Origin of the sequence: Winogradskyella maritima, from assembly GCF_042650215.1 — a bacterium.
Classification (GTDB): Bacteria; Bacteroidota; Bacteroidia; order Flavobacteriales; family Flavobacteriaceae; genus Winogradskyella; species Winogradskyella maritima.
In genome coordinates, this window is record NZ_JBHSAT010000004.1 from 387136 (window position 1) to 411644 (window position 24509).

Consider the following 24509-nt stretch of genomic DNA (forward strand, 5'->3'; position numbering starts at 1 on the left):
TTAGTAGATGCAGAAAAGACGAAATGGTTGCGTCATAAATTGTAATCTCTTAAAAGAAATGGTATTTTTAACCTTCAGATTAACAGTGAAAATATTGACTATATGAGCAGTGAAAAAGACGCAAAATTAAAAGCATTAAAACTTACATTAGATAAGCTAGATAAGGCCTACGGTAAAGGCACAGTAATGAAAATGAGTGACCAATCCATAGTTGAAGTAGATGCTATTTCAACAGGGTCACTTGGCCTGGATATTGCCTTGGGAGTTGGCGGTTATCCGAGAGGTAGGGTTATAGAAATTTATGGTCCAGAATCTTCAGGTAAAACTACATTAACGCTTCACGCTATTGCTGAAGCTCAAAAGGCTGGAGGTATCGCTGCTTTCATTGATGCCGAACACGCTTTTGATCGCTTTTATGCCGAAAAATTAGGTGTAGATTTAGAAAACCTCATCATTTCACAACCTGATAATGGTGAGCAAGCTTTAGAAATTGCCGATAATTTGGTTCGCTCTGGCGCTATTGATATTATTGTTATCGATTCTGTTGCGGCCTTAACACCTAAAAGCGAAATCGAAGGCGAAATGGGAGATTCCAAAATGGGACTACATGCAAGATTAATGTCACAAGCCTTAAGAAAGCTAACAGGGTCTATTAGTAAAACCAACTGTACCATGATTTTCATTAATCAATTACGTGAAAAGATCGGTGTTATGTTTGGTAATCCTGAAACCACAACTGGTGGTAACGCCCTTAAATTTTACGCCTCTGTAAGACTAGACATAAGACGTTCTACACAAATTAAAGACAGTAACAGCACTGCAATGGGAAATAAAACCCGAGTTAAGGTTGTGAAGAACAAAGTAGCGCCGCCTTTTAAAATGGCTGAATTCGACATTATGTATGGCGAAGGCATCTCCAAAGTTGGGGAAGTTTTGGATATTGCTGTGGAGCATGAAATCATTAAAAAGAGTGGCTCCTGGTTTAGTTATGACGACACCAAACTTGGGCAAGGTCGTGATGCCGTCAAGGCATTGATAAAGGACAATCCCGAATTAATGGACGAGCTTGAAGAAAAGGTACGAGACGCTGTAAACAGTAAAACGGCTTGATATTTTAAAAAATCCTGATAAATTCAGGATTTTTTTAGTTTTAGACGCAACCATTTATACAATTTTGCATCTACGTAAGTAGCAAACTCAAATTGAAATATTTTAGAATGAAAAAATTAATAGTCCTTCTAGTAGCTCTTGGTCTTATGACCTCTTGTGACATCGGTGAAAGCGATCGGCCAAATTTCACTTTGGAAATTATGTCCATACAAAATGTTGATATACCTGACGAATTTATGTTAGGGGAGACTTATGAGATATCTATGGATTATACACGTCCAAATGGTTGTTATGAGTTTAGTGATTTTATTTATCAGGTAGATTTTAATGAAAGAACTGTTGCTGTCGTTGATGCAGTCTTTACTGACGTAAATTGTACTCAGGCCACTGTACAAGCTACCGTTAGTTTTGATTTTAGAGTAACCAGTAGTGAGGACTATGTGTTTCGGTTTTACCAAGGCCAGGTCGATGGAGAAGATCAATATTTAGTCGTAGAAGTGCCTGTTGTTGAATAATTAAACACCAAATGGTTTAATGTGAGTCTAGACCAACTCATTATAGATTGTAAAAATGAAAATGCTGCAGCACAAGAGCAACTCTACCATCGCTATGCTAGTAAACTGTTTTCGCTCTGCTTAAAGTATTCACGCAACTATGCCGAGGCGGAAGATGATTTACAAGACAGTTTCCTTATTATTTTTGAAAAAATAGGTCAATATAAAGGGAAAGGCTCTTTTGAAGGATGGTTAAAGCGGATTACCATTAACAATTCGCTACAGAAGTATCGCTCTGCTGGCGTTTATGATTTAGTCAATGAAGATGCGCTCGAAGACGATACAGAAGTTGAAATTGAAACAGATGACATTAGTTTAGACTATCTGTTAAAGATCATTCAAGAATTGCCAGAGCGGTATAGATTAGTGTTTAGTCTTTATGTTTTAGACGGCTATTCACATAATGAAATAAGTAACCTTTTGAAGATATCAATAGGCACCTCAAAATCAAATTTGGCCAGAGCCAGAATGATATTAAAAACAAAAATTGAAGAATACAAAGCGACTAAAAGTTCGCAAAGATTATAAATGAGTGAAAAGAAGAACATAGATCGGCTTTTTCAAGAAAAGTTCAAGGATTTTGAAGCCCATCCGAAGCCCGAAGTTTGGGACGCAATTCAAGCACGCTTAAATGCGAAAAAGAAAAAACGGCGTGTCGTGCCTATTTGGTGGCCATTGGGTGGTGTTGCCGCCGCCTTGCTATTGTTTTTTGCTCTTGGAGGTGCAAACATTTTTAATTCTGAAATTGAAACGGACACACCGATTGTAAATACAGAGCAAGATTTTAATATTGAAAACACCATTGAGAATTCTGAGGTTGAGAATCCATCAAGAAAAAATACGACTACCATAGAGACTATTGAAGTAGCTTCAGAAAACAAGAATGAAGATTCTGCTCCACTTGAAAAGACTTCAGGTAAAAACATGAAGTCTTCAAATTCGTCGAATACTTATAAAAAGTATAACGAAGCCGTTGCTGCTACCTCGCAAAATTCTTCAAGCTTAAAAGATAAAAAAGAGATAGACGACACCCTCAAATCTACCATTTCCAATACAACAACAGCTGTTTCAGACGTTGAGAAGTCTTCTGGAAAAACGCTGGAGAAAGAAACTGATGACAAGCAAGACAACGGTTTAAACAAAACGACAACTCTTCCTGTGGAAACAGAAAAGATCGCCTCTGTAGACCCAGAAAAAACCGAAGACAATTCTGAAAATCCCGGTATTGACATAAATGAAGCTATTGCTGAGGCAAACCCAAATAATGAAAAAGAAAAAGAAGAAGAAACGAAACTAAACAGGTGGAGCATTGCCCCCAATGTGGCGCCTGTTTATTTCAATTCTTTGGGTGGTGGATCAGCAGTTGGTGAACAATTCAGAAACAATTCTACCAGTGGTGATGTGACTATGAGCTACGGTATTTCTGGTAGCTACAACATCAATCCTAAACTTAAAATTAAGGCTGGGGTAAACAGAGTGGATTTAAACCATAGCACCGAGGGTGTTATTACGTTTGGAACGTCTGATTTTGCTTCACGTTCTCTTGCGTCAAATTTAGATAATATTAGTCCTGTTGCTGGCAGTGATGTCACGGTTATTAATTCTACAAACCTTTTGAGATCGTCCTCGCCAGGATCAGTAAACACTTTAGGAACAAGCAACTTAGATCAGCGTTTTGGTTTTATTGAAATCCCTGTTGCCGTGGAATATCGATTGTCCGAATCTCGATTTGGCGTTAATCTCTCTGGTGGTTTTAGTACGTTTATTTTAAATAAGAATGAGATTTTTACCGATGTTGCTGGTCAAAACACATTGATCGGTAATGCCAATAATATCAATGACACCAGTTTTAGTGCCAATTTTGGATTAGGCCTTGATTATAATCTGAGTGATACATTTTCACTGAATCTAGAGCCGACCTTTAAATATCAGATAAATACATTTAATAATACAAGTGACAATTTTAGGCCATTTTTAATTGGGATTTACAGTGGCCTGAGTTTTAAATTTTAGTTTTAGTTGGTTAGAATGTTGCCATAGAATATCCTTCTTTTGTGGCAACGCAGAAAGTCGCTCCGTCCCAAGAGCGACTTTTTTTTAGTCTGAAGACAGCTCTGCCAAAATAATGTTCCTTACATTTTCATTTAAAGATTTAGTATCTTCGATTGTAAGGTCTTCTGTCGGAAAAAAGTTATGAATTTTAGCTTTCATACGGCCAGGACTGCCACTAAAAAATGTATAAGAGAATCGTTTCTTATTGTCATAAAAGGTCAGGGGCACAACTGGAATTTTGTGATTTATGGCTAATCTAAAGGCGCCATCTTTAAAGGTGTCTAATGTAATCTGTTCGTCTGGCACACCTCCTTCTGGGAAGATACATATGCTTAAACCTTGTTTCAATCGGGCTTGTGCTCTCAGAAAAACGGCTTGTCGGCTTTTAGCACTAGTGCGATCCACAAGGATACAAGTGCGTTTATAGAAAAAACCAAACAACGGAATCTTGGCAAGTTCCTTCTTTCCAACAAAAACAAAAGGATTTTTTACCGCAATAAGCATGAGCATTATATCCGCCATTGACGTATGGTTGGCCACGAACATGTAGCTTTTTTTGGGGTCTGGCTTTTCTTCCTTGATGATTTTTGCGCTAAAGCCCATGCCAATTAAAATAAATCGCGCCCAAAAACGAGCGAGCCTAAAAAAGAACGGATACCATGACTCCTTAGAAATGGAAATCAACAAAATAGGAAACAATACAATGATTGGTATGGTCACCAAAATGTAAAACCAAATACGGTATAACAGCCAAAAAATGTATTTGAAGACTTTCATCATGCCAAAACTAGGCTATTTTAGTGAAATAGTAATAGAGAAAAATTTACCTTTGCCTTTGAGCTACGAAGCTTTGGCGAAGTAGCCTTATTATAAATTAAATAAGATTCCCGCTTTCATGGGATTTTAATATGGCCAGAATTTTAACCGGAATACAAAGTACAGGAACACCACATTTAGGGAACATCTTGGGCGCAATTTTACCCGCCATTGGCATGTCCCAAAAACCTGAAAACGAATCATTTTTGTTTATCGCCGATATGCATTCCTTAACGCAAATTAAAGATACAGAAACATTGAGAACCAATACTTATTCTACAGCTTCGGCTTGGTTGGCTTTAGGGTTGGATGTTGATAAAACCGTGTTTTATCGCCAAAGCGATGTGCCACAAGTCACGGAATTGTCTTGGTATTTGAGCTGTTTTTTTCCCTATCAGCGTCTCACTTTAGCGCACAGTTTTAAAGACAAGGCTGACCGGTTAGAAGACGTTAACGCGGGATTATTTACTTACCCGATGCTCATGGCCGCCGATATTTTACTGTATGATTCTGAAATTATTCCCGTAGGGAAAGATCAAGAGCAACATATTGAAATGACTAGAGACGTGGCTTCTCGCTTTCATGCTAAAATGGGAGAGACGTTTGTTTTACCGAAAGCTGATGTTCAAAAAGACACCATGTTGATCCCCGGTACTGATGGTGCAAAAATGAGTAAGAGCAAAGGGAATATCATCAACATCTTCTTGCCCGAAAAAAAACTAAGGAAGCAAATCATGTCTATAAAGACGGACAGCACCCCGCTTGAAGACCCCAAGGATTGGGCCACTTGCAAATGCTTTGCTATTTATAACCTACTAGCGAATGACACCCAAGTTGCCCAAATGAAGTCCAATTACGAAAAAGGAGGCTATGGTTATGGACACGCCAAACAAGCGTTGTTTGAATTGATTTTGGAACGTTTCTCCGAAGCCCGTGAGCGCTACGATTATTTTATGGCCAATCTCAACGAAGTTGATGAGCGTTTGGCTGTTGGTGCTGAAAAAGCAAAGACGGTTGCGGATGAGGTGTTGAGACGCGTGCGCGATAAGGTTGGGTATTAATCGCCAAATTCCTGCGAAGGCAGGAATCTTAAGAAAACATATAAATTCTTACACCCCTAAAGTCCCCTCAAGGGGACAATCCTAAAATCATACTTAGAACCATTATCCCCTTGAGGGGACTTTAGGGGTGTTTTTAATATTTCAAAAAACTCATCAATTCATTATATCACCTCAAATAACTTCCCAGGCAAAGGCCTAACCACACCTTTCAATTCCATATTCAATAAAATACCAGCAATTTTGTAGGTGGGCATGTTACAATTTAACGCAATAATGTCAAGCATTTGTTTGTCGTTCTCTTTTAAGTAGCGATAAATGGTTTTTTCGTCATTATCCAATTCTACAAACAATTGTTTTTGTACTACAGGTTTCGCTTTTTCTTCGAGTTCCCAATTGAGGATATAGGGCACATCCATAGGATTAGACAATAAATGTGCGCGCTGAAATTTTATGAGATTATTACAACCTACACTTTGGCTGTCTGTGGTTCTACCTGGAACAGCAAACACTTCCCGGTTATACGAATTTGCAATATCTGCCGTGACCAAGCTTCCGCCTTTTTCTGCAGATTCTATTACGATTGTAGCTTCACTAAGACCCGCTATAATACGATTTCGTTTTAAAAAATTATTACGGTCAAATTCATCAGAACTCCAAAAGTCGGTAAAGAAACCACCGTTTTTTTCTACATCGGCAACATATTTTTCATGGGTTTTAGGATAGATCTGATTCAAGCCATGCGCCAAACAACCCACCGTTTGCAAATTGTGTTTTATAGCCGCTTTCTGCGCCGTAATATCCGTTCCATAAGCAAAGCCCGACACAATTACAGGATCAAAAGGTGACAGTGCTTCCACCAATTTTTCACAAAAGGCAATACCGCTTGTGGTGATTTTTCGAGTGCCGACAATACTGATGATGCGTTTATCCTTTAAATCGATATTCCCCGACTGAAACAACAGAATTGGACTATCAATACAATGCTTCAACTTATCAGGATAATTCCTGTCCATAAAATAGGAATAGACAATGTCGTTGTCTTTAATGAATCGAAGTTCCTTTTCTGCCTCATCACGATGAATGCTATCAAACAGTCCTTGTAGTGTAATTGCACCAACACCATCAATCTTCAACAGATTGGTTTTCTTTTCCTTTAAAACCGCTTCGGCAGACCCACAATGCGCTATTAGTTTTTTAGCAGTAGTCGATCCGATTTTTGGAACATGTTGTAGCGTTAAAATATGAAGCAGTTGCTCGTCAGACATCATTAAAAATTAGAGCTTAAAAATAACCAAAATTTCAGTTGTTAATAACTCTGTTTTATTGGGTTTCGGTGGCATACAAAAATTTTTAACTTTGTTAATATGCAACTACAGACCTACATCAGCGACTTACTCTACCGTTACGATTGTGTAACAGTACCTCACTTCGGTGCGTTTTTAACCAATCGTGTTTCGGCTAGGATTCACGAAACCACACATACCTTTTACCCGCCCAAAAAAGTGTTGAGCTTTAATGAGCAACTTCAAAACAACGATGGCTTATTGTGTCATTATGTAGCAGATGTTCAGAAAGTACCGTATGTGGTTGCCGTTGAAAAGGTGTCTAATTACGTGAAATCACTTAAGTCTGAATTAGTTCAAGGCGAAACCGTAACCTTTGAAAACATTGGTGCATTAGCTTTAAATGCTGAAGGTAAAATCACATTTGAACCCTCACAGAGCATCAATTATTTAACCGATGCTTTTGGGCTTTCGCATTTTACATCAAAAGATGTGACACGAGAAGTTTTAAAGCAAGAAGCGCAACAACTTGAAGATAAAGCACCGATTGCCATTACTCCTGAGAAACGTGGCAATTCCAATTGGCTCAAATATGCGGCAGCTGCAGTCATTGTTTTGGGCTTAACCAGTTTTGGTGCGGCCAAATATTACGAAGGTACCATCGTTGACCATAACGAACTAGCACAACAAGAAGCCAATGAGCAGTTAGAAGCCAAAGTGCAAGAGGCGACGTTTGTGATTAGCAATCCGCTTCCTGCGGCAACGCTAACTGTTGAAAAACCAAAAGGCAATTATCATATTGTAGCCGGTGCTTTTAGAATTGAAGAAAATTCCAAGAAAAAAGTAAAACAACTTCGAGATAAAGGCTACAAAGCCAGAACCATCGGTAAGAACCGTTATGGGCTTTACGAAGTCGTTTACGAAAGTTTTGAAAAACGCTCCGAAGCCACTAGAGCTATGTATAAAATTAGACGAGAGTCTAATCGTGAAGCATGGTTGTTAGTGCGAAATTTAGAAAATTAAATATCTGCTTAATGTAGTATCCAGACCTGTCAGGTTTTAAATATCTGACAGGTCTTTTTTGTTACCTTTGCAGACTCATAGTTTCTTGATATCTCGAAACCATTTTTTTTACAAACCTATGCAAGCACGTACCGCATTTCAGTCTAAAACAGTAGTAACCGACTTGGTCTTGCCAAGCGAAACCAATCCCATTAACAATCTATTTGGTGGCGAGTTATTAGCTCGGATGGACAGAGCTGCCAGTATTGCCGCACGTCGTCACTCTAGACGCATTGTGGTGACAGCTTCTGTAAACCATGTAGCATTTAACCGTGCTGTACCATTAGGAAGTGTCGTTATGATTGAAGCCAAAGTCTCCCGTGCTTTTACCTCGTCTATGGAAGTGTATATGGACGTTTGGATTGAAGATCGCGAATCGGGCGAATGTATTAAGGCAAACGAAGCTATTTACACCTTTGTTGCTGTGGATGAAACTGGTAGACCAGTTAAAGTACCTGAGCTTATCCCAGAAACCCAGTTGGAAAAGGAACGTTTTGATGCCGCTTTGCGACGTAAACAGTTAAGTTTAGTTTTAGCCGGAAAGATGAAACCAGACGAAGCCACAGAATTGAAGGCTTTGTTTAAATAAGCTATTTTTTAGCCAACCAATATTCTGGATTAGTTTCCTTGTCGTTTTTATAGACCCTAAAGCCCAGTAAGGTTTCTCCTGTAAATTGGTTAGTAAACACCTCTCCTATCTCTTGGCCAACGCCAATTTTGTCTCCAGGCTTTACATATACCTTTGATAAATTAAAATAGACGGTGAGGTAGTTTCCATGGCGTATCATAACTCCTGGATTTGCATTTTTTATCACCAAAATTCTTGAAACTTCGCCACTGAATACTGCTTTAACTTTGGCGTTCTTTTCTGTGGCAATTCGGATGCCTTTAAAGTTCTGTGTTACCGAATTATCAATAGTAGAGCGTTGGTTACCATATCGTGTTCTTATAACACCTCGTTCTACTGGCCAGCCTAACTTTCCTTTATTTGCTTCAAAATTAGATGCCAACTTTTTTCCTTCTGGCGTCAACACAAATTGATTTGAATTTGTGGATTTCCCCGCTTTTTTGTTCGAAGCCGCAATGGCTTCCCGAATCAATCGGTCAATCTCTCTGTCTATTCTTTCCTTTTCTTGACGCTTCTTTTTTAAGCTCGCCAAATGTTTATTCATATCCTTTTTAACCGATGCCATTAAGGATTCTTGCGCTTTTACTTCCTCTTCGAGCTCACGTTTGGCTTTTCGGTTTTCGGCAATCAATTTTTGCTTGTCTTCCTTTTGTTTTAAAAGCGTAACGTTCAAATCTTGTAGCGATTGGGTCTTCAATTTTATATCGGCAGCCTGCTGTTTTTGATACTCTTTGTACTGATTGATATATTGCAATCGCTTGTAAGCTTGTTTAAAGTTTTCGGACGACAATAGAAACATCACTTTACTCTGCTCAGAACGGCTTTTATAGGTCTTCACCACCATTTGGGCATAATCTTCTTTTAGCTCCTTCAACTGCTCCCTAAGGTTGGTAATCTCTTTTTGATTAGCATTAATTTCGCGCGTCAATTGATTGGCTTGGTCGTTGGTAACTTTGATTAAATTTCTTCTGACGGAAATCTTGTAATTCACATCTTCGACTTGCGTGAGAATTGAGCGTTCTTTCTTTTTGTCTGAAGAATACAAAGCATTCAACTCCTTAATCTGTCGCAATAAGCTCTGGCGTTCGGCCTCCAATGCTTTCTGCTTTTCGCTTTGCGAAAATGCAAATTGCGGACCTCCAACAAGGACAAACATAAAGATGACTATGAAAGACTTCAGCTTCATTATTTGATTTTTATTTCGGTATAACCTGAAGGAATGGTAAATGGGAAACGTACCTCATCATTCAGTTTCATGGACTTTAATTCCATGTCTATAATCACTTCCTCGGTGTCTTCAACGGCTATGATTTTAATGGTCGCTGGAAGTACCACTTTGTCCACGGTTTGGTACGAACTATAATCGATTTGAAGAAAACGACGCTCCTTAATTTGTTGCAATTGCAAAGAATCTAGTTTAAAGTATGAAGGGTTAATTAAGTAGAAAAGTTCCATTATCTCATTCTGAACTTCGGGCGATAGTACATACGAATTATTCATTACCTCCACCTGATGCGGTTGGGCTTTCAAATCAAAAATTGCTTGTCCCAATAACACATTCTGAACCTTTTGAAAATCTAAATCGATACCGGCAACATCGCTCAACAAACTAAAATCGCCATCGAAATACGTATTGTCGCCTTTGTTGTAAAACCGAACACGGTCTGGCGTAATCATCAATCGTGCGAGATTCAACGGCGCAGATAACCAAATAACTTTGTCCTTTTCCATTCGAAGACTAAAGGTAGCGCCTTGGGATTTTTCATTTTGGGTGAGGTCTATTTTTGCTCTACCTTGTAGCGTATTGAACTTGGTTGTTCTATTTAAATGTTCCTTCATGACCGTTTTTGCAGGTACTTTAGCACTTGCCTTGCCTTCGGCAATTAATCGTTTTGTAGAGCTACATGAGGAAAGCGTGACTACCAACAAAAGTAACATTGATAATTTACGGGATAAAAGCGAAGCGGTTTGAGGCCTTAAATTCATACTTAGTTTTGGGCTTTTAGTTTTTCTGCCTTTTTAGCAAACGCTTCAGACTGCGCCATATTGTTTTCGAGCCTGTATGCTACACTTAATTGCTGGTAAAAATCAGCTTCCATTTTTGGGTCATCAATCAGAAAATCGAGTCCCATCTCTAACTGTTCAATGGCCTTTTTGGGTGCATTCAGTTTGTTATGTGCTACACCATTGATTAAATATAAAATCGGTTGCGCAGGATACAATTCTAAAGCTTCACTACTTCGAGCTTCGGCAGTATCAAAGGCTTGCGAATCGAGCTCTAGAAGCAATACGTTTTTAAGAAAAAGAAAATTATTAGGTTCCTTGGCTAGAGCATCTTTATAGTTTTTTAAGGCTTTGGCTTTGTCGCCCGACTTTAAATAATACTCACCTAAATCGCTTAAACTTTTGGTCGATGTATTGATCTCGGTTTGCGAGGTGACTTCTAGTAAATCGTCTTCGTACTGTGGATTCTGCTCTACAAAATCCACAAAATCCTTAAGCACTTTGGCCTTTGCGTCGTTATTGATTTCTGGTGCGCTTAATACAATTTTCATGGACGAAATGGCCCCTTCGGTTTGGCCTCTATCCATATAGAATTTGTATAAAGCCAAATGCACCAATTTGGAATCGGGCTTTTGTTGTAGCCAGTTCTCTGCCGCTTGAAAGGCCTTATTTTCTTGACCAGCTTCACTGTACCTGTATATGAGTTTTAAATGGTTTTCTTCATTATTAGGATTGGCCGCTACACGCTTTTCCAAATCTTTGATACGGTCTGTATCATTGCCTGAAATGTCATAGATGTCATTTCGCATTGTGTCTCTCAACTCATTTGCGCCAAGTTCGCTGTCTAGCTCGTCCAGTAATAATAAAGCGTCTTGATATTGCTGTTTTTTCACATAAAGCGTCGCCAAATCCATTTTATAATCGGGATGAAACTGTACCAATTGTTTTACAGTTGCAATGGCGTTGTCCAAATCGTTATTTAGTGCGTAAACATCATAGAGCTCGTCTAGAATCCATTCGTTATCGGGTTGCATAGATACCGCTTTCTTAAGATTAGATGCGGCCGCTTCGTAGTTATCTAATAATTTATAATTCTTACCCAATTCGTAAAACAGAACGGGTTTAGAGCTGTCTAAATTCAAGCATTTTTGAAGGGCGTCAATAGCACGTTGGTAATTCTCAATACCCTTTTGTTTTAAGGCTTCAAAAAAGAATTCTTGGTATTCGTCTTCAACGTTGCCTAAATCATCGTCTGGTTTTTTGCTGAAATCGACTTGTGCGAATGCAAATATTGGCACTAGTAAAAGTGCAAGGGTGAGTTTGAGTATGTTTGATTTTAAATTCATTCTAGTCTTAGCTTAAACACTAAGGCAAACTTTATACCAATTGATTATCTAAAACTTCATACACTGTCATTCTGAACTTGTTTCAGAATCTCAAATACTAAATTTAGATAGACGCTGAATCAAGTTCAGCGTGACAAAATATTATTCTTTATTCCATAATCGTGTAATCCCCAATACTAATCTTAATAAAATTACCGTCGTATTTAACGTGATTACCAATCATAGCTTCGTCCAAAGTAGCATTTTTAATCGTCGTTTGCGTCTGAATTAGACTATTTTTAACGGTTGAATCACTTATGCTTGTGCCTTCGCCAATAGATACATTAGGGCCAATAGTGCTATTTTTAAGCACGACGTTTTTACCTACAAAACATGGTTCTATAATGGTAGAATTTTCTAAAACTAAAGAATCATCAACCATTTGCTCTTCGCCATCAGACTTTAAAAAACCTAACATCTTGGCGTTAGTTTCTAAGGTGACGTTTTTATTGCCACAGTCCATCCACTCGTCCACAGTCCCTGTTTTAAAGATGCGCCCATCGGCCATCATGCGTTTTATGCCGTCGTTGATTTGGTATTCGCCACCATTCATAATGTTTTCATCCAACACTTGCTGCAGTTTATCTTTCAATACTGCGACATCCTTAAAATAATAAATGCCGATTACGGCTTGGTCGCTTACAAAGGTTTCAGGCTTTTCAACCAATTCTATGATTTGATGTTGGTCATTTAATTTAACAACACCGTAGGCTTCAGGATTTGCAACACGCTTGGTCCAAATGACACTATCTGCAGTTGGGTCTAATTCGAATTCAGCCCTAATCAAGGTATCCGCATAAGCAATTACCGCTGGGCCAGAAAGCGACGGTTCAGCGCTCATAATAGCGTGACCTGTACCTAAAGGTTGGTCTTGTCTGTAAATTGACGCTTTTGCGCCTAAATCATTGGCTAACTGCGTAAGGCTTTGTACCACATCATCTCCAAAAAATGCTGGATCGCCCAAAACAAAAGCGATTTCTTCAATCGGTTGTTTTAAGACTTTGGCAATATCTTTTACCAATCTATGGACAATTGGTTGGCCTGCAACTGGAATTAATGGTTTTGGCACGGTTAAACTATGCGGTCTTAGACGAGAGCCTCGGCCCGCCATGGGTACTATTATTTTCATCGAAAAATGTTGATTCGGTTATTTGTTAAGTCGTTTATTCGGTTCCGGTACTCCCAAAACCACCCTCTCCTCTATCGGTAAAAGATAATTCTTTAGAAATTTCCCATTCTGCACGCTCGTGTTTGGCAATGACCAATTGGGCAATACGCTCTCCGTTGTTTATTGTAAAGTCCTCGTTGGATAGATTGACTAGAATAACCCCGATTTCCCCACGATAGTCCGCGTCAATCGTTCCAGGAGCGTTTAGTACGGTGATGCCTTTTTTGGCCGCTAAACCGCTTCTAGGACGTACTTGCGCCTCGTAGCCGATGGGTAGTTCTATAAACAAACCTGTTCCGACGATGCTTCGCTCTAAGGGTTTCAAAGTTCTTGATTCTGATAGATTCGCTCTTAAATCCATACCAGCAGACGCCTCAGTTTCGTAATGTGGCAGATCATGATTGGATTTGTTGATTATTTTAATTTTCATATTTTCAGTGTTCTGCCTTCCCTGAGGAAAGACACTCTTTTCTTTTTACTATTTAACGCTTTCGAAGTAGCTTTTTCAAGTCGTTTTTCTCGAAAAAAACCACCATCAGAATGAATACACACAAAAATAATGTTCCTATGAGAATATCGCCTTCAAACTGATAATAACTTAAAAATGCTAAGGCTGTAGACACTACGAGATATAAGGCTATTTTCCCTAATTCATAAGGCACAAAATAATGTCTTCGTCCTATGGCTAGTGATATCAGCATCATACTTCCATAAGCCAATAATGTAGCGTAGGCGCATGCCATGATTCCAATTTTTGGAATGAAAATCACATTAATTGCAACGGTAATAATGGCTCCAATAATTGAAATGTACATACCGTATTGTGTCTTATCCGTTAATTTATACCAAATGGAAAGGTTGTGGTAAATCCCTAAGCACAGATTGGCGAGTAAAATGATGGGCACAATGTCCAAGGCTAACAAATACGATTCTTGACCAATAAATAGTGGTTGAATGAGTTTGAGATAAACTGTAATAAGCAGTAACCCCAACGCACCGACGATGGTGAAATACTTAAGGATTGTGGCATAGGTTTGTTTGGCGTTAACTTCTTCGGAATGATTAAAAAAGAAAGGCTCTGCGCCCATTCTAAACGCTTGAATAAACAAAGTCATAAACACCGCCAACTTGTAACAAGCACTATAGGCACCATTGATGAACTCGCCTTTGTAATAAGGCAACAACCACTTATCTAAATTCTCATTAATAACAAATGCCAAACCGGCTACCATTATTGGTAATCCGTATCGTATAAGTTGTTTGAAAATGGCTTTATCAAAGACCATTTTTATCTTGAAGACAAACGGCAATACAGCCACAAGAATAATGGCGCTCGCTATAAGATTGGCTATAAAAATATACTCTACAGGGTTTTCAACCGGAAACAGATTCCTTAGCATTTCCGACCCCAAAGTCGCTGATAAAAAAAGGATGTTCAAAATCACAATGACTCCCACATTGAGCAATTTTAAAGCTGCAAATTTTAGTGGTCTTCCCGTTACTCTCAAATAGGCAAATGGGATGACAATTAACGTGTCCAATAATGTTATGGATACCAAGATGGTATAAAAGTCTTTATTGATTCTCAGCAGATCCGTAATGGAGTCACTAAATACGAATAACAGCAAGCCAAAGCCAATAGTACTTACGACGATTGAAATTAAAGCAGTTGATAGCACTTTTGCCTTTTCTTGTTGGCGACTAAAAAATCTAAAGAATGAGGTTTCTAAACCATATGTGAGGATGACATTGAAAAAGGCAGCGACAACGTAGAATTCCGTATTTTCCGAATAGCCTTCATTAGGTAATACGTCTGTATGAAGCTTGACTAACAGGAAATTGATTAAGCGTGGCAACACAATGGCCAGCCCATAAATTACTGTGTCCTTAAAAAACTTTTGGAGTACGCTCAAACCTGATTTTTACTGGCTTAAAAATAGAGTTTTTAAGCTAAATTCATCAGAGATTGTACGTTGAAAAAACAGGTTTAGTTTTTGGGCAAGTTATTTTGAGACTGAGGCTTGGCCGAAGGATAGAGATCAGCAGGCTTTTCTTTGATGTCAGTCAATTTAAAGTATTTAGTTTTATCGCCGTCTTTATAACTGACTACACATGCATTATCTTCTAATTTGAATGGGTTTTCACTTTTAGGCTCACTATGACTTTCAACTGAAGACCCTAAGCTCGGCTCGTTCATTTGGTTGCCTTCATTAACAAAGCGACCGATATACATTTTTGGACTTGCAGACTTGGTTTCAAGTTGAGCTACCTCGCCCCTAAAATATATGCTGTCTAAAACCACATTGTCGGACATGGTTTCTATAAAAACATTGATACCTGAGCCACCACCTTCTACACCAGCCACCCAACTTTGCATGTAAACCTCACCAAACTCTGTTGGTGCTTTCTCTTGAAGTTTTGGTATACTTGAGCATTGCATAAATAGTGAACATATTAGAGCAAAAACAGGTATTTTCATCACGGTTCTTATATTAATCATACTTCAGCTTTAAATAAAGTGTGCTATTTCTGTGCCAAAATTTAATTGACTGTAAATGACCATATTTGACCAATTGTTTTTACACCTGAATCATCAATGGTGTCCACGCGCCAGTAATAGGTTGCCCCTGCTGTTGCCGTTACGTCGAAATTCTCTGCACTTAAATTAGACTGGGTTAATGGTGGGTCAGTGGCTTCACCGAAGTATAGATCGTAAGACAATACATCATCAGTATCCGTGTCACTACCTGTCCAATCTAAAGTTACTGTACCTGCTGTTACTGTACCGCCATTTGCTGGAGCGTTCAACGCGGCAGTAAATGGAGCGTAATTTGATACGCCTTCTCCTGAGGTGTAAAAAGCTAAGGTTGATGATGCGGCTGAAACATTGCCTTGATTATCCGAAGCGGTAACATTCCAATAATAAGCTCTACCTCGTTGCAAGGTGATTGTTATACTATTGGTAGAAACTGTCCTGTTCTCCACAACATCCGTTAAATCTCTATCGTTTGCGATGATTAACCTGTAGATGATAGGGTCGCCATCTGGATCTGTAGAGGCCGACCATTGAAAATTTACTGTATTATCCGTACATAATAGGTTTGCTGTAGGAAAAACAATTTGAGACACTTCTGTTGGCGCTGCATTTGGAGGCGGTGGTGGTGGTCCATCATCGCCACCGCCACATGACACCAATAGTGCAAAAACAAATACTCCAATACTTCTTTTTAAATATAAACTCACAATTTTTATTTTTTTATAATCTTTATGGTTTGAGGTTCCTCTAATCCAAGCTGTACAAAATAGACACCGCTTCCAAAACGTGTAAACGAAAGATGTATTTTATTGGAATTTTCCACCTCAATGGTGTTTCCGTAAACTTGCTTACCTGTAATATCATAAACAAAAACGGGTAGATTAGATTTTTGAGTATTTGGTAGATTAATGTTAAGGATATCCGAAACAGGATTCGGTCCAAAAGACAACTCTCGGTTTCCACCCATTTGTATTAATTGACTCACTAATCCTTCACATTCCTTCGCCGATGTAATTTCCAAAAGGCCTTCTCCCGTAGTTACAACCTCAAATGTTCTCGAAGAAGAAACACTCACAACTTCGCCATTAAAACTGGCAGTAAACGGTGCTGTACCAGTTTGGATATTTACCGATGTAGTTTGTGAGGTTTCGCCATTTGAATTTCCATTATTATTTGCTACTGAAAACACAGCGTCTAGAGACTCCGCACTATCTATATTAATTTCAAAACACTGTTCAAAATCTCTTCCGTCAACAGATACACAAACTGTGTAGGCTCCAACAGGCAAATTGTCCAGCGTTAAAGAACTCCCAGCAATAGCTTGCGACTGATTAATGCCAGAGCCAAGTATAGCAACCGTATAATCAACAAAGGTTTCTACAACATTTATAATAATTTCTCCATTGTCTTGGCCTTCACAAGCTTCAGCAATGACTTCTAAAGAAATATTTTGAGGATCCTCGTAACTGGTGTCGCAAAGATCTCCAATAGTGTTATTATTGGCATCTTCTTGGTTTGGGTTTGCTGTCTCAGGACAGTTATCTTCACCATCTGCGACACCATCGCCATCGGCGTCTTCACAGGCATCTCCTATTCCGTCTCCATCCGAGTCTGTTTGATTTGCGTTTGAAGTGTTGGGACAATTATCATCGCTATCTAAAACACCATCTCCATCTGTATCTTGGCAAACATCCCCAATACCATTGTTATCTGAATCTGCTTGATCTGGGTTTGGCGTATTTATACAATTATCATCACTATTTATGATTCCATCTCCATCATTATCTCCAGTGTCATCAATATCAAACTGACCTGAAAAGACCCCTCTTCCGTAGGTGGAGACAAAAACCATATTATCGTCTCTTAAATCCATATCCGTTACACGTACATTAGACATACCATTCATTGCGGGCAACCAATTAGGACTAGGATCTCCAAAGTTTGACGTAAACCATACGCCGAGTTCTGTACCTATGATCACCTCATTTGGATTTAGAGGGTTCTGAAGAACAGCTTTGACTGGTAAATCTGGTAGATCACCTTCTTTTGCTTGCCAATTAACACCTCCGTTATTTGTGTACCATATATTTTGAACGCCATAATTGTGCACCGAAACAAATATCTCATCTTCATTGGCTCCGAATTCCACATCTGAAATACTTCCAATGATTTGGTTGTCGGCATCTAATTCTCGCCAAGTTGGACTGGAATTTGCTCTTTCTGCAATTAAAATATTACCCAATAAAGTACCAACCAAAAGTGTTGAATTATCCGTCGTGTATGGAGATACATTCATTGCCGTTGGACGACTCTGAAGTAGCGGGTCGGTAAGATCGGTTCTTGTTACACTTCCAACTCCTGGCTTCACATTTGAATACCTTCTTATAATAGAATTTGCTCCCGAAGAATAATTTGAATATAGAATATCTAAATTTGAATCCAATGCCTGTGGATTGATAAAAGAACCATTGCTCGCATCTTCAGAATTGATGGTTTTATCTTGGCCTGTTGTTAAATCTTCGGATCTAACAATACGGTTAAACACAAAATTTGTAATATAATATTGATCGCTACCATCTTGATCAAAAAAACTATAGGCGCCATCACCCCCAAACGCTGTCGACGAACTATTGATTCCTGAGTCAACATCATCGAAAAGTTGTGTCCCATTATCTTGAAGACCTCCTATGAAATGATCCGTATTTCCAGTAAATGCCGCTGTTGGCGCCACACCGACAGTGTAAAATTGTGATGTAATAAAACCTAATTCTCGTGAAGCAATGTTTTGACCTCTATCGCCAGAATAGTAAACACCTCCATCAGTACCAAAAAGAATTTTTTGGTTATCATTATTTGCAAATGTTACAGCATGCTGATCTGCATGCACAAGCGGAACATTTAAGGATGCAAGATTATTATTATTAGACCATTTAGAGATTTGAAGCCATAAAGACCCTCGGGTATCGGATCTAAAAAGATCAATCCCTCCAGCATAAAGAATCTGATCGCTGGTTGGGTCAACTTCAAGAACAAGGTCGTAAAATGCTTGTCCTCTTGTGAAATCGTTTGGAGGAATACCGTCATCGGCATCATCTGGTAAAGCCATATCAACAGTACCAGAAACAAAACCATCTGACGTTCGTTCCATTCTAACACCACCATTGATTTGCGCTAAAACATAAATGTTTCCCGCGTTTTGGGAAGATACTGCAATTTGCGTTCTAATACCGCCTGGAACACTATAGGCAAGAGTAAAATTTTCTCCGTCTTCGGAAGAAAATATCTGTCCGCCACCTTCACCATAAATTGAGCTTCGTGTTGTAGACATCCAAATTTTTCCATCGGCACCAATCTCAATATCATTAGGTTCATGCTTGTTTCCGTTAGATGTTAAAGGCACATTGACTTCGTTAAAAGAGATACCATTATCGACAGACTTATACAGACCCAGTTCTGGACCCCCTAAAAATGTTGGAACATTAGCATCGCCATAGATCGATTCTCCAGCTGCAATATAGATTTCGGAGACACCGTTATTATCTTTAATTTTTATGTCGTTAATATGTTGAATCCCATGGACCAATGTTCCCGTAAAATCACCAGTTGCTGGATTCAGAGAGCCGTTGACTACGCCTGAGGCCAATGCTGCCTCAATTAAATCGCCGTCTGCTTTTGAAATCATAACAGCAGGAATCGTTATTGTGTTATCCGTTCCAGCCATATTTATAGGAGAACCAGGTACATTATTAAGTACAATGGCCGCAATAGCCCCTGCGTCTTGAGCGTTCTTTACTTTAGCAACAAATGGACAATTCCCACGTCTAATCAACGCAATTTTTCCGCTAACATCCGCCCCAAAAACTGTACAACCTTCGGTAGCTTCTCCTGATGTATCATCTGCTAACACAAAATCAGCAGTAATAGTTGAATTAACCGTTCCTCCAAAACTATTAGTTTCAATGGAAGAATAGTCCCCTGCGATAGTGTTTGGTGAATTAACAGTTATATTTGAAGCAGATTCAAAAGTAGTATCTCCGGAAATACCTCCAAAAATTTGATTCCATGTTTCACCTCCATCTTCAGATTTCCATACCCCATCTCCATTGACATCACCACTCACGTAAGACTCTCCGGTGCCCGCATAAATAATATCAAAATTATTAGGGTCCTGAGCTAAAACCGTAACATTTAAATTACTTGGTATATCAACGCGTGTCCATGCTGAGCTAGCACTCGATATCTGTGTATTTCTCCATAGACCGCCACTAACGCCTCCAGCAAGAACAGTCTCGTTACTTGGATCATTCCTGTCAAAAATAACAGCTCGCGTTCTACCACCTACATTATTTGGGCCTCTTGACTCCCATGCAGTGTTCGTTGTCTCTCCAGGAGTTCGAAGTAATCGCTGTTGGTTAATATAGTCTCGTATATTTTTCAGATTCTCAAAAGTAGGCCGACCAAATATTGGATTCATTGTGAGTTCAAACTCTTCCTCATAGTACCTATTAGGCGGAAGGCCTTGCGCTTTTCGTTCCTTTTTTGACAACTTTAGTCTATCCTTATAAGGACTCTTCTTTAAATTTTCGTTGTGTAGATTTACGATATCATCGTTACTCTTGTTGGGGCTTTCTGTATTCTCGTTAAAAAAAATACTTGGCCAAACCAATACAAATAGTATTACTAGTGCAAAACTAGCGAAGATTAAAGCTTTCTTTTTCATAGGGTAAATTCTGGATTACTAATATCACATATAATTCATAAATTCTGTAGTATTCAATAACTTTTTAGCCAAAAAAATGACACGATAAATATTAATAGTCGAAAAATGTTTGTCATAATAACTTCACAACACAAAAAACCCAACGCATTGCGTTGGGTTTTGATATGTAATTAAAAGCTTTCCTTAATTATTCAAAGCCTCAGCGCCACCAACAATTTCTAAAATTTCATTGGTAATAGCTGCTTGTCTTGCCTTGTTATAAGTCAACTTTAATTGATCTCTTAGTTCTGTTGCGTTGTCAGTTGCTTTGTGCATTGCCGTCATACGCGCACCATGTTCAGAAGCGAAGGAATCTCTTATGGATTTATAGAGTTGAGTCTTTAATGACTTCGGAATTAATTCCTCAACAATCTCCTCTTTTGATTGTTCAAAGATATAATCCAAATTGGTGTTGGCTTCTCCTTCCATTGGAACAATTGGCAAGAATTGCTCGGTCATAACAATCTGTGTTGCCGCGTTCTTAAAGGAATTGTAAACGATTTCAATCTTATCGAATTTTCCTTCAACGAACATGTCCATTAAACGTTCAGCGATAGCGGCAGTATGGTCAAAAGTTAAATCATCAAACAGGGCACTTTCGTTAGCAATAACAGTATCGCTTTTTGAAAAGGCATCATTCACTTTCTTTCCAATAGCGAATATAGAAACATTCTTACCACTGTATTTCTCATTCTTCAGGTTTGCCACCTGCTTAATGATACTTGAGTTGAACGCTCCTGCCAAACCTCTATTAGAACTGATTCCTACAATAAGAACATTATTCACTTCGCGCTGATCAGCAAACTTACTTCCTGAGTCTGCATCTAAAGTGGCACTTAAACTCTGAAGTAATTCGGTTAGCTTATTAGAATAAGGACGCATCGCAGTAATAGCATCTTGGGCTTTCTTCAATTTTGCAGCAGATACCATTTTCATGGCACTGGTAATCTGCATCGTTGATGATACCGATGATATTCTGTTACGTATTTCTTTTAGATTCGCCATTCTTTATAGTTATAAAGACTCCTAGCCGAGACTAGGAGTGACATTAGTTTATTAAGCTCTATATTTTCCTGAAAGATCCTTAGCGACGCTAGTTAGCGTATCAATAACCTCATCAGTCAATTTCCCAGCTTTAAGGGTGTTCAAAGTATCTCTATGCTTCGCATTTAAGAACTCTAAATAATCTCTTTCAAATTCTTTTACTTTCTCAACAGGGACGTCTCTCAACAAGTTCTTAGAACCTGCATAGATAATTGCTACCTGATCTTCAACCGTAAAAGGATCATTCTGTGCTTGCTTTAAGATTTCAACATTACGCTTACCTTTTTCGATTACATTTAATGTTGATGCATCCAAGTCTGAACCAAACTTAGCAAAGGCTTCCAATTCACGGAACTGCGCCTGGTCTAACTTTAATGTACCAGATACTTTTTTCATGGATTTAATCTGTGCATTACCACCAACACGAGATACAGAAATACCTACGTTAATTGCTGGACGTACACCAGAGTTGAATAAATCACCATCCAAGAAGATCTGACCATCTGTAATAGAAATTACGTTTGTTGGAATATACGCAGATACATCCCCAGCCTGTGTTTCAATAATTGGTAAAGCAGTTAAAGAACCGCCACCTTTTACGATTGGCTTTAATGAATCTGGTAAATCGTTCATTTCTTTTGCAATAGCATCATCATTTATGACTTTTGCAGAACGCTCTAATAATCTTGAGTGTAGATAGAAAACGTCACCTGGGTAAGCCTCACGTCCTGGTGGACGACGTAATAATAACGATACCTCACGGTAAGCTACCGCTTGCTTAGATAGATCATCATAGATGATTAATGCCGGACGACCAGTATCACGGAAATATTCTCCGATAGATGCTCCAGTAAATGGCGCATATACCTGCATTGCTGCAGGGTCAGAAGCGTTAGCCGCAACAATAGTTGTATATGCTAAAGCGCCTTTTTCTTCTAAAGTCTTAGCAATGTTTGCTACTGTTGACGCTTTTTGTCCAACAGCCACATATATACAATATACAGGCTCGCCTGCATCGTAAAATTCTTTTTGATTTAAGATGGTATCGATACAAACCGTAGTCTTACCTGTTTGACGGTCACCAATAACCAACTCACGCTGCCCTCTACCTACAGGGATCATAGCGTCAATTGCCTTAATACCCGTTTGTAATGGCTCAGTTACAGGCTCTCTGTAGATAACACCTGGTGCTTTACGCTCCAATGGCATCTCATAGGTTTCACCAGTGATTGGGCCTTTACCATCGATTGGGTTACCCAACGTATCAACAACACGGCCAACGATACCCTCACCTACATTTACAGAAGCAATACGAGAGGTACGCTTAACGGTAGAACCTTCTCTTACACCTGTTGATGCACCTAAAAGTACAATACCAACATTGTCTTCTTCTAGGTTAAGAACGATACCTTCTAAGCCACCATCAAATTCAACCAATTCACCATATTGTGCATTAGCCAATCCGTAAGCACGTACAATACCATCACCTACAGTTAATACTGTTCCTACTTCATCTAATGAAGCACTCGCCTCAAAACCTGAAAGTTGTTGTTTTAAGATTGCTGAAATCTCAGCTGGTTTTACTTCTGCCATCTTTTAAATATTTAGATCCTTCGCTATGCTCAGGACAAGTATTAGATGTTAGACACTCAAGGTCTAACGTTTAGTTTAATGTAAATTCTCTTTTTAATTTTTCGAGTTTGTTTGCGATACTAGCATTGTACTGAATATCCCCAACTCTTAGTATGAAACCACCAATGATGCTTTCATCCACGATATTTTCAATCTCTGCCGACTTACCAGTCAATTCTTTGACTTTAGCCAAAACAGCTGTTTTTAAATCCTCAGTTAACGGCACTGCTGTAGTAACTTTAGCTATCTGAGAATCTCTCATCTGGTCGTACTGCTGATTGTAACTCTGCGCTACATCATCTAAAAGCGCCAATCTTTTGTTGGCAATCAACGTATCAATGAGATTATAAGTATTAACATTAGCATCATTAAACACTTTGGTCAATACCACTTTTTTGTCTGAAGATCTTACTACAGGACTCTGAAGCATTTGATCTAACTCAGTACTCTGAGCAATGGTTTCAGTAATGGATTTCATATCCGCATTTACTGCATCCGCTGCGTTTTGATCTTTCGCTAAAGTCAATACCGCCTTAGCATATCTTACTGCTGCTCTTGATCCTGACATTTATCTTAGTTTAAAGTTGCTTCACCTAACATCTCTTCAACCAACTGTAGTTGCTTGTCCTTGTTAGATAATTCATTGCGCACGACTTTCTCAGCAATCTGAACTGACAAGCCAGCAACGTGGTTTTTCAATTCTGCCATAGCAGCTTTCTTTTCGCTTTCAATAGCGGCTTGTGCCTGCTCTATCATTTTGCTTGCTTGCGTCTGAGCTTCCTCTTTAGCATCAGCAATCATTTTGTTCTTCATGTCACGGGCATCTTTCAACATGGTTTCACGCTCAGCACGTGCTTCCTGTAAAATACGCTCGTTATCTGCATGAAGATTCTCCATCTCCTGACGCGCCTTTTCAGCCGAAGCCAAAGCATCTTTAATCCCTTCTTCTCTATCGCTAACGGCGCCAAGAATTGGTTTCCAAGCAAATTTTCTTAAGATAAAAAGTAGAATCAAAAAAGTGATTAGCGTCCAAAATACCAATCCAAATTCCGGTGTAATTAAATCCATCTATTTTGTGTTTTACAACTTAAATTTTACGTTTCAGCCTTAGCTGAAAAATGAATTCTTCTTCGCCTTAAGCTTCGAAGAACTAAAATAAACACAGAAGCAACCAACCGTTACTTCTGTGTTTAAGTGTTTTACCCTTGTAAGAAAGCAACAACAACACCAAAAAGTGCTACCGCTTCTACGAAGGCTGCTAAAATTAATGCAGATGACTGGATCTTTCCGTGCATCTCTGGCTGACGAGCCATAGCTTCCATAGCTGACCCACCAATTTTACCAATACCTACACCAGCTCCAATAGCTGCTAAACCAGCTCCAATAGCTGCAATTCCTGCGATTTCCATAATATA

At 38.9% G+C, this 24509-nt stretch carries 23 protein-coding genes; 7 read left to right on the forward strand and 16 right to left on the reverse strand.

The window, feature by feature from the left end; all coding sequences use genetic code 11:
• Window positions 1–102 precede the first annotated feature (102 nt).
• From recA to ACFOSX_RS02700, 4 genes are all read left to right on the forward strand, one after another.
• Window positions 103–1110 (forward strand): recombinase RecA, encoded by a 1008-nt coding sequence (gene recA / locus ACFOSX_RS02685; RefSeq protein WP_386096754.1) that lies wholly within the window; start codon window positions 103–105, stop codon window positions 1108–1110.
• Window positions 1111–1310: 200 nt separating this feature from the next.
• Window positions 1311–1625 (forward strand): hypothetical protein, encoded by a 315-nt coding sequence (locus ACFOSX_RS02690; protein WP_386096756.1) that lies wholly within the window; start codon window positions 1311–1313, stop codon window positions 1623–1625.
• A gap of 21 nt (window positions 1626–1646) precedes the next feature.
• Entirely contained in the window at window positions 1647–2192 is a 546-nt protein-coding gene (locus tag ACFOSX_RS02695) for an RNA polymerase sigma factor (protein ID WP_386096758.1), read from the forward strand.
• The gene (locus tag ACFOSX_RS02700) at window positions 2193–3677 is read left to right on the forward strand and encodes an outer membrane protein (protein WP_386096760.1); all 1485 of its coding nucleotides are present in this window, start codon (window positions 2193–2195) and stop codon (window positions 3675–3677) included.
• Window positions 3678–3761: 84 nt separating this feature from the next.
• Here the strand turns inward: ACFOSX_RS02700 and ACFOSX_RS02705 are convergent, their stop codons facing one another.
• The gene (locus ACFOSX_RS02705) at window positions 3762–4493 is read right to left on the reverse strand and encodes a lysophospholipid acyltransferase family protein (RefSeq protein ID WP_386100190.1); all 732 of its coding nucleotides are present in this window, start codon (window positions 4491–4493) and stop codon (window positions 3762–3764) included.
• A gap of 131 nt (window positions 4494–4624) precedes the next feature.
• Here ACFOSX_RS02705 and trpS point away from each other — a divergent pair, with 131 nt between their 5' ends.
• Entirely contained in the window at window positions 4625–5593 is a 969-nt protein-coding gene (gene trpS / locus ACFOSX_RS02710) for a tryptophan--tRNA ligase (RefSeq protein ID WP_386096762.1), read from the forward strand.
• A 161-nt stretch (window positions 5594–5754) separates the two neighbouring features.
• On the opposite strand, the gene dprA is transcribed toward trpS, so the two are convergent.
• Window positions 5755–6858, reverse strand: coding sequence for a DNA-processing protein DprA (gene dprA, locus ACFOSX_RS02715; RefSeq protein ID WP_386100193.1), 1104 nt, complete (start codon window positions 6856–6858; stop codon window positions 5755–5757).
• 99 nt (window positions 6859–6957) lie between these two features.
• On the opposite strand from dprA, the gene ACFOSX_RS02720 reads away from it, so the two are divergent.
• Window positions 6958–7899, forward strand: coding sequence for an HU domain-containing protein (locus tag ACFOSX_RS02720; protein ID WP_386096764.1), 942 nt, complete (start codon window positions 6958–6960; stop codon window positions 7897–7899).
• A gap of 118 nt (window positions 7900–8017) precedes the next feature.
• Window positions 8018–8527 carry an acyl-CoA thioesterase gene (locus ACFOSX_RS02725; RefSeq protein ID WP_386096766.1) on the forward strand — a complete coding sequence of 170 codons (510 nt, stop codon included), beginning with the start codon at window positions 8018–8020 and terminating at the stop codon, window positions 8525–8527.
• A 1-nt stretch (window position 8528) separates the two neighbouring features.
• Here ACFOSX_RS02725 and ACFOSX_RS02730 read toward each other — a convergent pair whose 3' ends face one another.
• From ACFOSX_RS02730 to atpE, 14 genes are all read right to left on the reverse strand, one after another.
• Window positions 8529–9752, reverse strand: coding sequence for a murein hydrolase activator EnvC family protein (locus ACFOSX_RS02730; protein WP_386096768.1), 1224 nt, complete (start codon window positions 9750–9752; stop codon window positions 8529–8531).
• A complete protein-coding gene (locus ACFOSX_RS02735; RefSeq protein ID WP_386096770.1) occupies window positions 9752–10552 on the reverse strand; it encodes a DUF4292 domain-containing protein in 801 nt (266 codons plus the stop codon). The genes ACFOSX_RS02730 and ACFOSX_RS02735 overlap by 1 nt, the downstream gene beginning before the upstream one ends.
• Before the next feature lie 2 nt (window positions 10553–10554).
• Complete coding sequence (locus tag ACFOSX_RS02740) at window positions 10555–11916, reverse strand: tetratricopeptide repeat protein (protein ID WP_386096772.1); 1362 nt, start codon at window positions 11914–11916, stop codon at window positions 10555–10557.
• Window positions 11917–12064: 148 nt separating this feature from the next.
• On the reverse strand, window positions 12065–13084 hold the full coding sequence (locus tag ACFOSX_RS02745) for a sugar phosphate nucleotidyltransferase (RefSeq protein ID WP_386096774.1): 1020 nt from the start codon (window positions 13082–13084) through the stop codon (window positions 12065–12067).
• Window positions 13085–13118: 34 nt separating this feature from the next.
• Entirely contained in the window at window positions 13119–13553 is a 435-nt protein-coding gene (dut, locus tag ACFOSX_RS02750) for a dUTP diphosphatase (protein ID WP_386096776.1), read from the reverse strand.
• Between the two features lie 52 nt (window positions 13554–13605).
• Window positions 13606–15036 carry an oligosaccharide flippase family protein gene (locus tag ACFOSX_RS02755; RefSeq protein WP_386096778.1) on the reverse strand — a complete coding sequence of 477 codons (1431 nt, stop codon included), beginning with the start codon at window positions 15034–15036 and terminating at the stop codon, window positions 13606–13608.
• 74 nt (window positions 15037–15110) lie between these two features.
• Complete coding sequence (locus tag ACFOSX_RS02760) at window positions 15111–15623, reverse strand: hypothetical protein (RefSeq protein ID WP_386096780.1); 513 nt, start codon at window positions 15621–15623, stop codon at window positions 15111–15113.
• A 41-nt stretch (window positions 15624–15664) separates the two neighbouring features.
• Window positions 15665–16366 (reverse strand): hypothetical protein, encoded by a 702-nt coding sequence (locus ACFOSX_RS02765; RefSeq protein WP_386096782.1) that lies wholly within the window; start codon window positions 16364–16366, stop codon window positions 15665–15667.
• Between the two features lie 5 nt (window positions 16367–16371).
• Complete coding sequence (locus ACFOSX_RS02770; RefSeq protein WP_386096784.1) at window positions 16372–20379, reverse strand: PA domain-containing protein; 4008 nt, start codon at window positions 20377–20379, stop codon at window positions 16372–16374.
• Between the two features lie 183 nt (window positions 20380–20562).
• Window positions 20563–21423 (reverse strand): ATP synthase F1 subunit gamma, encoded by an 861-nt coding sequence (gene atpG / locus ACFOSX_RS02775; protein ID WP_386096786.1) that lies wholly within the window; start codon window positions 21421–21423, stop codon window positions 20563–20565.
• A 51-nt stretch (window positions 21424–21474) separates the two neighbouring features.
• Entirely contained in the window at window positions 21475–23055 is a 1581-nt protein-coding gene (gene atpA / locus ACFOSX_RS02780; RefSeq protein ID WP_386096788.1) for a F0F1 ATP synthase subunit alpha, read from the reverse strand.
• Window positions 23056–23125: 70 nt separating this feature from the next.
• On the reverse strand, window positions 23126–23662 hold the full coding sequence (gene atpH, locus ACFOSX_RS02785) for an ATP synthase F1 subunit delta (RefSeq protein WP_386096790.1): 537 nt from the start codon (window positions 23660–23662) through the stop codon (window positions 23126–23128).
• 5 nt (window positions 23663–23667) lie between these two features.
• Window positions 23668–24162: a F0F1 ATP synthase subunit B gene (locus ACFOSX_RS02790; protein ID WP_386096792.1), complete on the reverse strand. Its 495-nt coding sequence runs from the start codon at window positions 24160–24162 to the stop codon at window positions 23668–23670.
• 131 nt (window positions 24163–24293) lie between these two features.
• A complete protein-coding gene (gene atpE / locus ACFOSX_RS02795) occupies window positions 24294–24503 on the reverse strand; it encodes an ATP synthase F0 subunit C (protein WP_386096794.1) in 210 nt (69 codons plus the stop codon).
• Between the last annotated feature and the right edge of the window lie 6 nt (window positions 24504–24509).